At 45.1% G+C, this 15,879-nt stretch carries 6 protein-coding genes; 3 read left to right on the forward strand and 3 right to left on the reverse strand.

All coding sequences use genetic code 11. The features are described from left to right. The first annotated feature begins 398 nt into the window (after positions 1 to 398). From recG to F0364_RS08305, 3 genes are all read left to right on the forward strand, one after another. Positions 399 to 2,492, forward strand: coding sequence for an ATP-dependent DNA helicase RecG (gene recG, locus F0364_RS08295; RefSeq protein WP_262885372.1), 2,094 nt, complete (start codon positions 399 to 401; stop codon positions 2,490 to 2,492). A 356-nt stretch (positions 2,493 to 2,848) separates the two neighbouring features. Then, entirely contained in the window at positions 2,849 to 6,481 is a 3,633-nt protein-coding gene (locus tag F0364_RS08300; protein ID WP_153797308.1) for a DUF7948 domain-containing protein, read from the forward strand. A 197-nt stretch (positions 6,482 to 6,678) separates the two neighbouring features. Then, entirely contained in the window at positions 6,679 to 7,716 is a 1,038-nt protein-coding gene (locus tag F0364_RS08305; protein ID WP_153797309.1) for a PorP/SprF family type IX secretion system membrane protein, read from the forward strand. A 141-nt stretch (positions 7,717 to 7,857) separates the two neighbouring features. Here F0364_RS08305 and F0364_RS08310 read toward each other — a convergent pair whose 3' ends face one another. The 3 genes from F0364_RS08310 to F0364_RS08320 all read right to left on the reverse strand — a co-directional run bounded on the left by F0364_RS08310 (position 7,858) and on the right by F0364_RS08320 (position 15,869). After that, positions 7,858 to 12,750, reverse strand: a complete 4,893-nt coding sequence (locus F0364_RS08310) for a DNA repair ATPase (protein ID WP_153797310.1) — start codon at positions 12,748 to 12,750, stop codon at positions 7,858 to 7,860. A gap of 362 nt (positions 12,751 to 13,112) precedes the next feature. Continuing rightward, positions 13,113 to 15,143 carry a flotillin family protein gene (locus F0364_RS08315; RefSeq protein WP_207632571.1) on the reverse strand — a complete coding sequence of 677 codons (2,031 nt, stop codon included), beginning with the start codon at positions 15,141 to 15,143 and terminating at the stop codon, positions 13,113 to 13,115. 48 nt (positions 15,144 to 15,191) lie between these two features. Then, positions 15,192 to 15,869: an OB-fold-containig protein gene (locus tag F0364_RS08320; RefSeq protein ID WP_153797312.1), complete on the reverse strand. Its 678-nt coding sequence runs from the start codon at positions 15,867 to 15,869 to the stop codon at positions 15,192 to 15,194. Positions 15,870 to 15,879: the final 10 nt, after the last annotated feature.

The raw sequence follows: 15,879 nt of genomic DNA on the forward strand, positions 1-15,879 counted from the left end.
CGGCGCCAAAGCACCTTCTTTTCCTAATAGTGGCTTTCCACTCTTGAGTTGTTCCAGGGCCTTGTTCTTCACGGCCTCGTAATCAAACCCGAACGGTGTTTCTGTTTTTGACTTCATCTTGATGTGTTAAAGGTTATCTTATTTTTTAACCTTGACACAGTTTATTTTACAGCCTCCAGTTCTCCAAGGCTTTACCGTTTTATGTTCGTTACTTTAATGCCTCATGTTAACGGCAGCGCCTCCCTGGCACTTTGTAAAGGCTTGCAACGACATATTCAAAAATTTTTATACCCTAAAACCAACAACTTTCAACACTGAACATTGCACCGTTCAACATATTTACTTAACGTTGATATTTGCGTACTTAAAAACAAGGCATTATTCACCAGCAGCCATCCATATTAGATTCACCTATTGAGTACCTGAAAGGCGTAGGCCCGCTGCGTGGCGATATGCTGCATAAAGAACTGGGTATTTTTACCTTTCGCGACCTGCTGGAGCATTTTCCGCACCGCCATATTGATAAAACCCAGGTAAACCTTATCAGGGATATTACCTATCAAACAGATTACATACAGGTGGCCGGCACCCTTCTTAATATGGAAACCGTTGGAGAAAGCCGGGCAAAAAGGCTAACCGCCCAGCTTAAAGATACCAGCGGCATTATTGAGCTTACCTGGTTTCAGGGCATTAACTGGGTACAAAAAATGCTGCAACCCGGCCAGCAATACCTGGTGTATGGCAAAACAGGTTTTTTTAACGGTAAACCGCAGATTACCCATCCTGAAATTGAAGCGCTGTCTGAAGTAAGCGCCGAAGGCCGCACATTTCTTGAGCCTATTTACCCAACAACAGAAAAATTAAAAGCCCGGGGCCTTAATGCACGGCAGATGGGCAAATTAACCAGCGCCCTGCTGGCCCAGCTTTCTGAAAAAGATATTCCCGAAAACCTGCCTGAATATTTATTGGAACAACTGCAGCTAACCAGCCGCTACCGGGCTTACTGCGATGTGCACTTTCCCAAAACAACGGATGACTATTACAAGGCTGTTAACCGCCTGAAGTTTGAAGAGTTTTTTATTGCCCAGCTTAGGCTTAACCTGGTACGCCTGGAGCGCCACCGCAACAGCCGGGGCGTAATATTTGAAAAGGTTGGCAACCTGTTTAACAGCTTTTACAGCAACTACCTGCCTTTTGAGCTTACCGGCGCCCAAAAAAGGGTAATCAGGGAGATAAGGAGCGATACCGCTAAAGGCCACCAGATGAACAGGCTTTTACAAGGAGATGTAGGCAGCGGCAAGACCATAGTTGCGCTCTTGTGTATGTTGCTGGCTGCAGACAATGGTTTTCAAAGCTGTTTAATGGCCCCTACGGAAATATTGGCACAGCAACATTATGCCGGCCTGTCCGCCTTGTTAAAGGATATGCCGGTGCAGTTGCGCCTTTTAACCGGCAGCACCAAAACATCGGAAAGAAAAAAAATATTGCAGGGCCTGCAGGAGGGCGAAATAACCATGCTGGCAGGCACACACGCGGTAATTGAAGACAAAGTAAACTTTAAAAACCTGGGGCTGGCCATAGTGGATGAACAACACCGTTTTGGCGTAGCCCAACGGGCAGCTCTTTGGAAGAAAGCCGAAATACCGCCGCATGTTTTGGTGATGACGGCGACGCCTATACCGCGTACACTGGCAATGACCGCATACGGCGACCTTGATTACAGCGTAATGGACGAACTGCCACCGGGCAGGCAACCTATTACAACCGTGCACCGCTATGAAACCTACCGGGCCAAAGTGATGGACTTTGTGCGTACCGAAATTGAAAAAGGCAGGCAGGCGTACATTATTTACCCGTTGATTGAGGAAAGTGAAAAGCTTAGCTACGAAGACCTGATGCAGGGCTACGAACAGGTAAAAAGCTTTTTCCCGGAGCCCAAATATTACATCAGCATGGTGCATGGCCGCATGAGCGCCGAACAAAAAGATGTTAATATGAAGCGTTTTGTTGAGGGCGATACCCACATTATGGTAAGTACTACCGTAATTGAAGTAGGTGTTAATGTGCCCAACGCGTCTGTTATGATTATTGAGAGTGCAGAAAAATTCGGCTTATCGCAACTGCACCAGTTGCGGGGCCGTGTGGGCAGGGGCAGCGAAAAAAGTTTTTGCATTCTTTTAACCGGCAGCAAAGTGAGCAACGAAGGAAAGGAACGTATAAAAATTATGTGCGCCACCAACGACGGCTTTAAAATTGCCGAAAAAGACTTAGAATTGCGTGGCCCGGGAGATATTGAAGGAACCCGCCAGAGTGGTGTGCTTAACTTTAAGCTGGCCAGCCTGGTTAATGATAAAACCCTGCTCGAAACCGCTAAACATTTTGCTGAGAAAATTCTTGAACAGGACGAAGACCTTGTTCAGCACCAAAACCAACCAATCAAAAACTACCTGCTTTCGCAAAAAGGAAAAACTGTTTGGAGCAGAATTTCGTAATGGTGAATAGTATTTTGTAGATGATGAACAAGGTCACTTGGAACAATGCTTCTTTTGTGGCTTAGCTTCATTGCTACTATTTAGCTTTACTTGTGTCACTCACTTGTACGCCTTGTTCCTTATTCGGCAAGGTGCAACAGGCTTTGATTGTGGCGCAACATAGCGTTCATCAACCATTGCAAACATTAGAAACAGATTAGAAAAACGGCAGCAGGAAGGTTAATCCAGGGTATTCACCATTTACAATTGACCATCCAACAAACCGTTCAAAAAAAAGATAGGGTGTAGCACAATATTACCACAACAATAAATGTTGGCAGAACGTTTTAATTAGTAACTTTTTAAAAAATTTCAACTTGAAAATTTTTTCGCGTATAGCAACCCTCTTAGTATTGTTTGCATGGAAAAATACACTAAGCCAGAGCATAGAGTTTATTGAAAACAAGGGGCAGTGGGATAGCCGTGTTCATTTTAAAGGAGACCTTAACGGAGGTTCATTTTTCCTTACCTCTACAGGCTACAAGGTAGTATTAAACAACCAGGAAGACATGCGGCGTATTGCTGAATATGCCCATAGCCATGCAGATACCGGGGCCGCTGCGGCCAGGTTGCCACAAGCTGGCCCAAAAGACTACAAGCTGCGAAGCCATGCCTACGAAATGAAATTTATAAATGCTTCTGCCAACGCACAGGTAATACCCGAAAAACCACTGAATACAGCAGCCAATTATTTCATAGGTAAAGACCCTTCCAAATGGAGCGCCAACTGCCAGGTATACCAGGCGGTTTTGTACAAGAACATTTACCCCAATGTTGACATACGCTATTACATGGATGGCAGTTACTTAAAATACGATTTGATTGTAAACCCCGGCGGTGATGTAGAACGTATAGCCCTGCAGTTTGAAGGCGCCGAAAAGCTGGAACTGAAAAACCAAAGCCTGGTAATTAAAACCACTGCCGGTGAGGTTTCAGAATTGAAGCCGTACTCTTTCCAGGCCGGGCAAACAGGGCGCATGGAAGTAAGCAGTAAATACAGCGTAAAAAACAACATCGTAAAGTTTAAGGTGGATAACTACGATAAAACCAAAACGCTTGTTATTGATCCTACGCTGGTGTTTTCCACCTTTGCCGGAAGTACCGTTGATAACTGGGGCTATACCGCCACTTATGATGGCGAAGGAAATTTCTATGGCGGCGGTATTGTATTCGGCACTGGTTTTCCCGTAAGCACCGGTTCTTTTGATACGGATTATTCCGGTGGCGGAGCCAATGAAGATGTACCGGCCTGCGATATAGGCATCATTAAACTTTCTCCCAATGGCACACGCAGGTTATACGCCACCTACCTGGGCGGCACCGGCAACGAGCAGCCGCATAGCCTGGTGGTTGACAACAATGGCGATTTAATTGTTGCCGGCAGAACTTCATCAGCAGATTTTCCAACTACGGTTGCCAAGTTTGGCGCAGGTAACCAGGGTGGCGCTAAAACAGAGGATATTTTTATTGCTAAAATAAGTGCCGATGGCTCAAGGCTGGTTGGTTCAAGGCTATTTGGGGGCAGCGGCAGGGATGGTGTTAACATCAAACCAAAATATGAGTCATCCAGCGTACAGGGCGCTACAAGCATTAACCGTAACTACGGCGATGATGCAAGAAGTGAAGTGATAGTGGACGGGCAAAACAATATCTACCTCGCCTCCTGTACACAGTCAGATGATTTTCCCACCACCGCCAACGCATTTCAAAAATCAAGGGGTGGCAAGCAGGATGGTGTTTTTATTAAAACAAACCCCAACCTTAACACCGTTATTACGTCAACCTTTCTTGGCGGTACAGAAGATGATGCAGCCTTTGTACTGGCTATTAACCCGCTTGATAATAATGTTTATATAGGCGGTGCTACAGTCAGCAATAATTTACCAGGCGTTGGCGCCGGCGGTGTTCTGTTCAGCGGTTACCAGGGCGGCCTTTGCGATGGTTTTGTCTCCATTATTAACAACAGTACGGGTGCGCTGGTAAAATCAACTTACGTGGGCACCAATGGCAACGACCTTGTTTATGGCGTTCAGTTTGATAAGTTTGGTTATCCCTACATTATGGGCACTACCACGGGTACCTGGCCCGTTGTTAATGCCACTTTCCGGCAAAACAATGGCAGGCAGTTTATTGCCAAGCTAAGGCCAGACATTTCCGGCTGGGAATATTCTACCGTTTTTGGCAAAGGGCAGGCAGCGCCGGATATATCCCCGGTGGCATTTCTTGTTGACCGTTGCGAGAACGTGTATGTATCCGGCTGGGGCGGCGGTATTAACCAGGGGGGTGGCTATCCCAATGCTTATACTAACGGGCTTAGCGTAACTGCTGATGCCATACAAAGCAGCACCGATGGCAGCGACTTTTACTTTTTTGTATTGAAGAAAGATGCACAAAGCCAGCTATACGGAACCTTTTTCGGCGAACGTGGCGGTCTTGGCGACCATGTTGATGGCGGCACCAGCCGCTTTGACCGTATGGGTGTTATTTATACCGCCATCTGCGCCAATTGCGACAGGGGCGGCGTACGTGGCACTTTCCCAACAATACCCGGTAATGTGTGGAGCCCTTCTAACCCTGCCACAACAGCATCCCGCTGCAACCTGGGCATGGTTAAAATAGCTTTTGAACTGGCAGGTATTGGTACGGGTGTGCGTTCCTCTATACAGGGAGTGATAAGGGATAAAGTTGGCTGTATTCCGCTTAGAGTAGATTTCACTGATACAATCGCCATAGCCAAACAATACATCTGGGACTTTGGCGACGGCAGCCCCCGGATTACCACCACCATTCCCTCTGCATCTTACACCTACAATAATGTAGGCACTTATAATGTAATGCTGATAGCTGTAGATTCCAGTTCCTGTAATGTTGCGGATACTTCTTATGTACAAATACAGGCCAAAGACAATAAAGCCAACCTGGGCTTTACAAGAAGAAAAGTGGGCCTTTGCGAATCGCTGGAATATGAATTCACCAATACTTCCACAGCTACCCTGCCCTTTAACAGCAAAAGCTTTGTATGGGATTTTGGCGATGGCGTAACGGACACCGCGGGTATGGAAGCTGTTAACCACACTTATGCGGCACCGGGCACTTACCAGGTAATACTTAATTTAATTGACACCAATTATTGTAATTACCCGGATGCGGATACCATTAACCTGCGCATTGCCGCAAATGTGGTAGCCCAGTTTACAACGCCTCCGTTTGGCTGCGCACCTTATACCGCGGTTTTTGAAAATACTTCTTTCGGTGGCCATGACTTCCTGTGGGATTTTGGTGATGGCTCGCCCACATCAACAGAAGAAAGCCCGGAACACCTGTATACAACACCCGGTAATTACACAGTAAGGCTTACAGCTACAGATACATCCACCTGCAATAAGGTGCATGATACCACATTCACTGTTATTGTAAGCCCCAAACCAACGGCATCATTTACTTATACGCCAACATCACCCAAAGAAAACACGCCTTATGTATTTACCAATACATCAACCGGCGCAACAAGGTATAAATGGTTCTTTGGAGATGGTGACAGCCTTAATACAATTAGAAGAGACACCGTTGTTTCGCATATTTACAACGAATCCGGCAATTACAGGGTAAGCCTGGTGGCCTATAATCAGTATGGTTGTACAGATACATTCTCAGTAACGGTGCAGGCAATTGTAGTGCCGCTGGTTGATGTACCCAATGCTTTTACGCCGAATGGCGATGGTATTAACGACCATGTTACCGTACGCGGTTATGGCATAAGCAAGCTGGCATGGCGCATTTTTAACCGGTGGGGAACATTGGTGTATGGAGGCAATTCACAGAAGATAGGATGGGATGGCAAATACAAAGGTGTACTGCAACCGCAGGAAGTGTACACCTATGTGCTGGATGTAGAATTTACGGATGGTACTAAGTTTCAAAAGCGTGGCGACATAACATTGTTGCGGTAGAGACGTATGCATTACGTCTCTCCTTATGGGGTCTGAAAAGCCGCCATGAAAAACCGCAAGTACAAGTGAGTGACACAACGAAGCCATATTGAAATACCGAATGTCCGTCCCCAAAAAAAGATACGCCATGTATGGCGCATCTGCTACTGACTGATATTACTTATGGGAGATTTAAAGATGAAAGGAGGAGGGTTTTTATGAACAGAACATTACATTATTACAAGGTTGCAGCCTTAGCCATTGCAGTTACCATTACCGCAGCAATTACCCATGCGCAGGACCTGCATTTTTCGCAGTACTTTAATACACCACTACTGGTTAACCCGGCCAATACAGGTTTTGCGCCGGATGTGGATTGGCGTGTGGGTATTAACTACCGCAACCAGTGGGCAAGTGTTATAAACAATCCCTACAAAACCATGAGCGCATGGGGCGACGTTCAGTTGTTCAACAACACTTTTGACAATGGCTGGCTGGGTGTTGGCGGCGCCTTACTACGAGATGTGGCAGGCACCGGCGGCCTTACTTCTACAAGAGCATATGGGTCTATTGCTTATCACCAGTTGCTGGGGTTAAATAGCTTGTTAAGCACCGGCTTTAACATTGGCTACAGCAACAAGCGGGTTGACTTTAGCAAACTTACATTTGACAACCAGTGGAACGGCGAATTCTTTGATATCACCATTCCCAACAACGAGCCGTTTGCCTACAGCAGCGTAAGCTATTTTGACCTGCAGGCCGGCATGAACTATGCTTATTTTCCCAACGACAATACCTATTACAACGTGGGCCTCAGCGTGTCGCATATCAACAGGCCCAGGGAGTCTTTCTTCTCTTCCAACTCCCTTACAGACCAGCGGCTGGCCATGCGTTTTAACCTGTTTTTGAACGGCGCATTTAAGCTCAACGATCAATGGATTGTTAACCCCAACGCTTACATAAGCAAGATGGGCAATGCCTGGGAAACAGTTATTGGCCTTAACGCTAACTACAACCTTAGCGGCGATGGCAACACGCAGTTGATAGGCGGCATTTATTACCGTGCCAACGACGCTTTTATACCCATGGTGGGTTACCAGCTTGCAGACTTTAAGCTAACAGTAAACTATGACGTTACTTCATCTCTGCTAAAGAGCTATAACCAGTCGCGTGGCGCTTATGAATTGTCACTTGTAAAAACGGGTTTGTACAGCAGTGGCGGCAAGGCAGTAAAATGCCCTACGGTAAGGTTCTAAAAAACCAGGAAGAATTTTTTGTACCCGGCGGCAGGAACATCAATTAAGCATCGTTGCGTCGCACTCTTGTACGCCTGGTACATTATTGAGCAAGCCCGGCTGGCCATCATTCTCTGGTAGGCATACATGAAAAGTCGGTTACTACATTTTGTTACCGGCAGCTTTTTGAATACCGGTTTTGAGCGCTTCTTTTATACCTTCAACATGTTCGGTAAACTCAATCATTTGCGAGAGTATCTGCATCATTCCATTTTCTCCGCCCAATCCTTTAAGCTTATTGTTTTTTTGAAAGGTTTCTTTTATGGATGACCACCTGGCTTGTTCTGCTTCTGTTAAAACACCCGCCAGTTCTTTGTATTTTAAAAGGTTGGCTTCAGCGGCGCTGGTTAAAGTCTGCGATTCATTTTCATAATGCGTAAGCAGCAACGTTTGCAGTTCTTCGTTGTTCATTACAGCCACAATTTTTGCCACCAGCTTGTTCATGTCACGGTAAGATCCCTGCAGTTTAAATGGCGGTTCTGTGCGGTAGGCATCGTCCATAGCGGCAGATTTAATATAAGCCTCATTAACTTTTAGCAGCGTATCACGCACTTTCAGCACTTTGCCCAGTAAAGACAAATAGGTTTCTGTTTCCTGTTTGCTGTAGCTGCCTTTTAAATCAAGCCCTTCTATTGTGCCGTTTTCCGCAGCGCTGATAAAGGCATAAAGGTCTCCAGCATTCCTGGCTGCCAATTGGCTTAATACAGGGTTAGCGGTTAAAGCGTTTTCTACCAGGCTAAGCTTAAACAGGTCCGCAGTATTACCGATAATATCGCCGAGGTTATAGATGTCTGAGCGGTTGGCCAGCATGTCGGGAATTTTAAACTTCTCCCCGCTTTCTGTATAAGGGTTGCCGGCCATCACCACGCAAAATCTCTTTGTTTTCATATCATAGGTTTTGGGCCTGCCGTTGTAAACGCCTTCCATTTTACGTGTGCCATCGGCCAGCGATATGAACTTCTGCAAAAACTCAGGGCTGCAATGCTGTATATCATCAATGTACAGCATTACGTTATTACCCATTTCAAGGGCCAGGTTAAGCTTCTTCAACTCTTCCCTGGCGGCAGAGTTGTTGGCAGAAAGAGGATCAACCGAGGTGATATCGTGCCCTAATGCAGGGCCATTAATCTTCATAAAAGCGAGCCCAAGCCGGTTGGCAATGTATTCCATCAAAGTGGTTTTACCGTAGCCCGGCGGAGATACCAGCAGCAGCATGCCAGAGCGGTCCGTACGTTTGTTTTCACCGGCAGCACCTAACTGTTTGGCCAGGTTGTCGCCAAACAAAGGCAGGTATACCTGGTCTATCAGTTTGTTCCTTACAAAAGAGGTTAATACTTTGGGCTCAAACTCAGAAAGCCGCAATTCTTCTTTTAACTGCGTGGTTATATGATGACGCTCTTTCCTGAAACTTTCAAAAGCCGGTGCTTCTGCAGCAAAGTAACCTGACAAGAGCTGCATGAAAGCATGGTAATTAAATGTAAGCCTCCCTTCTTCTATACTTGGGTGAGAGCCGGCTATACCCTCAACAACCTGTACCGGGTGCTCACTGATGATGTTGTCGAAAGATTCATGCCTGAAGAGCAGCAAAGCAACTATTTCAAAAAGATAATCGTTGTTCTCCGGGTTGGCCTGCTCGCTTAAAAATGCCGACACCCATTGGCTGGCCAGTTGAATTTTTTCATCAATTAACGCCGAATTTTCAATGCTATGCCTGAAGGCTGTATCAGCGTTTTTATCAGCCAGGGTTGCTTCAAATTTTTCCAGCAGCTTTGCGGCTTTAAAACTGATGCAAAAAGAATCATCTGTTTTCAGTTCATCAAACAGGTAGCTGGCTATAGCTGCAATATCTGTTGGATGCCTTGCCAGCAACTGGCTTTCAGCAGTAAAAATTGTCAACCTTTTTTCCAGGGCATCAATAGTTTGCCGGTAGGATTTACCTGTTGGAAAAGCGGCCTGCACTTCGCCTGCGGCTTTTATCCTTTTATTCCACAGCTGCCGTTCTTCAGCCAGCATGCTGTTCCAGAAAAAACGGCCAAAAGCACGTTGTTGCGGTGTGTACCTTAACAGGCCAAGGTCATGATGCTTATTCAGCAATACCTTTAGCAACCTGAAGGCATCTGCATCATGCACCCCTTTTATATAGCCTTCTGTGTAGCTTTGGGATGTTTCTTCTTTTACCAGTTCCAATAAAGCTTCATCGGCATGTGCCGCGGCAGGATTTGCCTGCAAACGCAGAAAGATTTTATATGCCAGGTAGGCGCTACGGTACACTTTTTCATTTTCTGAAACCAACTCCTGCCCCCAGTATTTTTGAGAAGCGGACAATGTATCATTCTTGATTTGCTGGTAAAAGTCTGTACCGGTAAGGTGGGCAAACAGGCTGCCGTTTTTATAAACAATGGTAAGATCCAGCACCTGTTGGTTAACACTGAATTTGTGCTTGCCAAGTTTTATAATGCTGTTGCCATCCTCGTATAGCTCCTGCCTGTCTTTCAGTTTTCGCAGGGCATCTTCTTTTGCGGACTTTAACCCGGTTTCAATCATTTCAGCTTTGCCGGTATCGTTCAGGCCGTGCAACTGCTCAACTAGATCCCGCAGTTTGCCAATCATCATGTCCGCGGCAAAATACCCGTTAATTTCCTCCGCGCTGTTAAAGCCCAAGGCCTTTTTTGCCACCCCTTTCAAGATGCGCTGGGCTGCACTTTCCAACGCTATAGCTTTTTTATTTCTTGCCTCAACAAGACTATTCTTTTTAGCATCGAAAGCGGTGTGCACTTCTTCCCGCTTTTCCATAATAGCAGCAATAAATTGATCAAACCCGGCAAACCTGGCTTCCAGGTCTTCCAACTGCACAAATACTTTGTTCTGCAACTCATCGGCTTTCTCCGGCGTATCAGCCATATCCAGATAATTGGCAATGGCCTGGCTGGCTAATTTTATTTGTGCGGCAAAATCGGCGCTGGCTTCTGAACCTGCCAGCGATTGTATTTTGTTTTTAACCGCAGCCTTCAACTGGTTTAACCCGGAAAATATGGATGAGATAGACTCAATTATTTTCGTGGATTGAGAAGTATCTTCAATCTTAAGATTGGTTACCGTCTCAATTAACATCTCAAGGTCTTGCGTAATTTGGATGGTTTCTTCTTCCAGCTTTTTTCCCTCAACCACCTTAGCAACCGTTTCCAGCACTTTCCTTTTTTCCTCCACACGCTGTTGGTAAGGCGCCAACGCTTTATCATCCAGCAGAAATTGTACACAATGGCGGGAAACCTTATCTGATTGTTCTGCAATTTCTTTTTCCAACCCGCTGATGAAACCGGCATCAATATACCGTACATCTTTCAGGCTTATTACTTCGCCATGCAATTTGCGCAGGCTGGTAAGCACCATAACAAAATCGTCTATACCGGCGAACGAAGCACTTTTTATTTTGCCGAATAAAGCCAGCGCTTTTTCTTTTGTTTGCTGCGTTGCTTTTTGTGCGGCCTGCCTTAACTGAACAACTTTTTCAAACTCGTCAATGGCGGCGCCGGCTGTATTCTTTATTTCTGCCAGGGGTATGCTAAGCCTGAAGGTTTCCTCAGTGTCAATCCAGTAATAGCTATCCAGTATGTTTTGCGCAAAGCGGGCCAGGTCGTTATACAACCCGCTGTAGTTGTCTTCTTTATTCAGCAGGGTGATAACCATCTGGCAATCGGCCATCGCTTTTACAATGTCTTTGTTGCCGATTTTAAAAACGTAAGAGTCTTTGTGTACGGGAGAAATAATATTGCCCTGGATGAACGGCGTTTGCCAGATTTGAATTACATGATTTTTTGTTTGTTCTTCTTCTGATACAAAATAGCAAAGCTCTCCGTTTTTTAGAATAGTATAACCGTTGCAGATAATAGGCGTTTTAACAGACTGGCTGATGATGTTGTATTGTATCAATACATAACGGCCAAGTAACGCTTCGAAGAAAACGTACATAAAATCTTCTCCGTTGGGAGAAGCCAAACGCTCCTGGAACTTTACATTCGAAAGACTGTTCTCAAAGATTTTATATTCTCCTGACTGTAGATAATAACCGTTGGAAAATACAAGGCCCTGGTTATCGGGCAACAATATGGCAGAGGATTTTATACTGTCAATTTTCTGAACCTCTTTCAGCTTATGGTTGTAAACAAAGTAGCGGGCTTCTTCCTGGAAAGGTTTTATTTCGAGCGCTAATAAATTGCCAAGATCAGCATAGCGGAAACCGCCATCGTCAAGGGTTTGGTCCGGATGAGAAACCGGCTCGTGGTAAATACCCTTTCCTTTATTGGTATTGTCTTCAACCTTTATGGTAAGGTCTCCGCCGATGGTTTCTACAAATACTTTATCCAGTATGGAAACATGCGGGTATTTACCATACTTCTGCATATCCCTGGTTGTTTGTACCCAGCTAAAATCGTGTTGGTTGGGAAAGCGGTATTCATGATCGCTGCGGTTGTCTACATATACAAGATTGTTTTCCTTTATAAGCCATTTAAAAGTTTTGATATCCGTTAAGCTTTCACTTAGCTGAAATACCATATACAGATAATTTCCAATAATGGAAAACTTGTAAAATCTTGTATTACGGTAGTACCTGTAAAGGTTAACAAAATCATCAATAAAACCGGCATCTGATATTGTATTAAGCGTTACGTGTTTAAAGTTTCCGTCTTCATAGCTGAATACGCTGAAAACATCATCCAGCTTTATCTCTGTTCTTAGCCCAAAATGAACATTGTAGCCAAAAATACACAGGTTGCCAATGGATACAATATCCCGGGATATGCAACTGTTTTCTGTCTGAATCCTGTTATTGGCTATAAGCTTTGTTTCAATGCTGCCGAACACGTCTTTCCTTACATCATTCAGCTTGCGTAGCCGCTCCAGCAAACCGGCTTTCTGCGCCTGCAGGCGGCCGCGGATAATTTCGTATGTGCCACCTTCCAAAACGGTTTCAGCCGTGCTATGTTCCTGGTTCATCTCTGTAAAGACACTGTTTAATGATGAAATGCGCAATTATATTGCCGGAAAAAGTTGCGCCTGTGCATACACCGTATCAAGTACGAAATATGAAGTACGAAGTACTTTATGCGAAAGCTTCTTATGTGTTTTACCATAAAGGGAATGGCTAAACAAAATGTTTCATAACCCGTACTTATTAAACCCTTTACACGAAAGAAGCGGCGTGTTGCACCTTTGGGTGAGGGATTGCAGCGGATACCCCGGTGAGGGCATCGCAGCGCTGCTTTTGCGCCGGAGTATGAGCGGAAAGCCCGACCCCTTGCGTTAGCTTGGGGGCACCCCCTGAAACCCCTCACGAAGCCAAAACAAATTGACTGACGTTACTTTACCTTTTTATCAGACAAGCCAAGCTGTTTGGCAAGGCTTGCGAGGTTGGCGAACATGCCTTTTTCTGATTTGTCGCTGCTGCGCTGCTGCAATTCCAGCAACAGGCTGGCCACGGTAAAATTCTTAAGCGTTTCAGAGCTTATACCGTATTTATCGGCAAAGCCTTTAATCTTGTCGAGCAGGTTTTCCCCGCCGTTACCATCGCCAATTACAGCATCCTTGATATCGGTAATGTGTTCGCTGTGGTTAACCAGCCTGTCAAAGCCTTTGGCCTTGGTTATCTGGCCAACAATCTGCTCAAAGAACATGGTTTCGCCGCCAACAATATCAATGTGTGCCGCCTTAAGGGCTTCGCCAATTACAGTGGCCTGGGCATCAGCGATATCTTTTTGAATATTGATCTGCGCCAAATCAACCTGCAGTTCTTTATTTAGCTTAAGCTTAAATTCTTCGTGCTCTTTACCCACACCGTCCAGCTTTTTCATAGCCTCGGCCTTTTCATCAATGCCGCTGGCTTCTGCCTGGGCTTTTACTTTAATTACATCCGCCTCTGCAAGCCCCTGCGACTTAAACGCTTCGGCCTTAGCCCTGATGCCGGAAGCTTCGGCCACGGCTTTCTTTTCAATGATGGACGCTTCTACTGTGCCCTGCCTTTCCATAGCGTCTGCTTTGGCGTGCAATACCTGGGCTTCACTTAAGCCAACAACAGCTTCTTCCTTTGCTTTAGCGTCTGCAAGCACCTTGCGGGCCTGGGCATCTTTCTCGCTGGCGTCGCGTTGGGCCTGAGCATCTATATTCAACTCTTCCGCTCTTTGTTTGGCCGCTTCTTTTTCTGCTTCGGCAGCCTTTACCCGTTTGATAAACAATTCTTCACCCGCTTTTTCTGCAGCGGTAATGGCCACTTTTTTGTCGCGGTCTGCCGCCTTGAAAGCCTGTATATCTTTTACATTTTCCTGTTCCTGCACCACACCTTTTTCCAGCATCACCCTGTCGCGTATTACGTCCTGTATGTTCTTACGTTCCACTTCCACCGCTTTCTCTTTTTCTATCTGTGCAAGTGTAACAATTCGCTCTCTTTCTGTAGCTTCCAAAGCCCGGTCTTTCTCTACCCTTTCCGTTTCAACCGCTTCTGTGCGCTGTTTGTTTTTAAGGGCAACTATCACCTGACGTTCCATGTTTTCACTGGCTATGGCCACTTTTTCATCGGTAATGATGCGGGCCGACTCCGCCTTCAACCTTTCTTCTTCCGCTACTTTTTTAATTTCAGCTTCTTCCCTTGATTTTATATTGGCTATTTCGCGTTTCTGTTGTTCTTCTTTTTCAGCCAGTTGCTTATCCAGCGCTATTATGGCCTCACGGGCTTCTACATTCTGCTTGCGGATGGTTTTTTCTTCCTCCCTTTTGATAAGGTTGGCCTTAATATTTTGAACCGCGGTAAGCTCGGTTATTTTTTTAATGCCTTCAGAATCCAGTATATTATCAGCCTTCAAAAAACTTATGCTGGTTTGCTCCAGGTCGTCTATGGCACAGTCGTCCAGCACATAGCCATTAAGGTCTGTACCGATAATGGAAATAATTTCTTCCCTGAACTCGCGTCGGGCCTCGTACAATTCTATAAAATCAAACTTTTTACCAACGGTTTTTAATGCTTCGGAAAACTTGGCATCAAACAGGTTGCGCAGCACTTCTATTTCTGAAGCACGGGCGCAGCCGATAATTTGCGCTACGTTGATAATATCCTGTGTGGATTTATTAACCCGTACAAAAAAAGCTACTTTAATATCGGCCCTGATATTGTCTTTACAAATAAGGCCATTGGCGCCGGTTCTTTCAATCTCCAGCTTTTTAACGGATATGTCCATTATTTCCATCTTGTGCAACACCGGCACCACAAGGCCGGCATTGAAAAACACTTTGGTACCACCGGCGCCGGTGCGTACCAGAACTTTACCCTGGATAATCTTTTTGTACATGGAGATAATCCAGACAAGCAAACCGATAGCTACTATTATAACGGCTATCATAATAATGAGGGCAGAAGTTTCAACCATTGCGTAGAGGGTTTAAAATAATTAATAGTCAAATTTTTCTATGAGATAGTATTTTTTATCACTTGCTTCATCTACAATAACAGCTTCCTGACCAGCCTTCAACTCTTCGTTATTGTTGCTTTTTGCATATACTTTAATCTGGTCGCCGTTTACAAACAACTCAACCTGGCCTATTTTGGTGGCAGATACAGTTGATATTACCATGCACCTTCTGCCAAGGAAATCTATTTCAGGCTCGCCTTTATGATTGATGTGTTTATACAGAAAAGCCAGCGGTTTTACAAGCAACTTAACTACAAACAGGCTTACCAATAACATGGGCAGCAAAAGCAACACCCCTGTTAGCGTACTTGTAATATTGAAATAGTAAGTAACATTTACGCTGATAAACCACATGCAGAAGAAGAGTATGGTAAGCATGAACATCAGCGGCAACTCATCGAAATTGAAGAACTTAAGAATATTAATAAAAGTACCGGCGTCGCCATCCTCATTATGCACATGCTTGTCTGGCCGGGCATCTACATCAATACTGCCATGCTCTACATGTATATCCGCATCTCCGTCAAAGTCAATGCTGAAGAATTCAGGGTCAAGGCCGGTAAAAATAACCAGCAGCCAATAGACTATCAGCAATATTGACATAATGCTGAGGAAAGCATTTACCGGCGAGAAAGCTATTTCAATCAGTTCTTTCAAAAAAGTAGTA

It is taken from the genome of Foetidibacter luteolus, assembly GCF_009650435.1.
In the GTDB taxonomy this organism is placed as follows: Bacteria; Bacteroidota; Bacteroidia; order Chitinophagales; family Chitinophagaceae; genus Foetidibacter; species Foetidibacter luteolus.

Bases quoted from the DNA above. Each gene is read 5' to 3' on its own strand.
- F0364_RS08305 (WP_153797309.1), top strand. From the start codon at position 6,679: ATGAACAGAACATTACATTATTACAAGGTTGCAGCCTTAGCCATTGCA.
- F0364_RS08310 (WP_153797310.1), bottom strand. From the start codon at position 12,750: ATGAACCAGGAACATAGCACGGCTGAAACCGTTTTGGAAGGTGGCACA.
- F0364_RS08315 (WP_207632571.1), bottom strand. From the start codon at position 15,143: ATGATAGCCGTTATAATAGTAGCTATCGGTTTGCTTGTCTGGATTATC.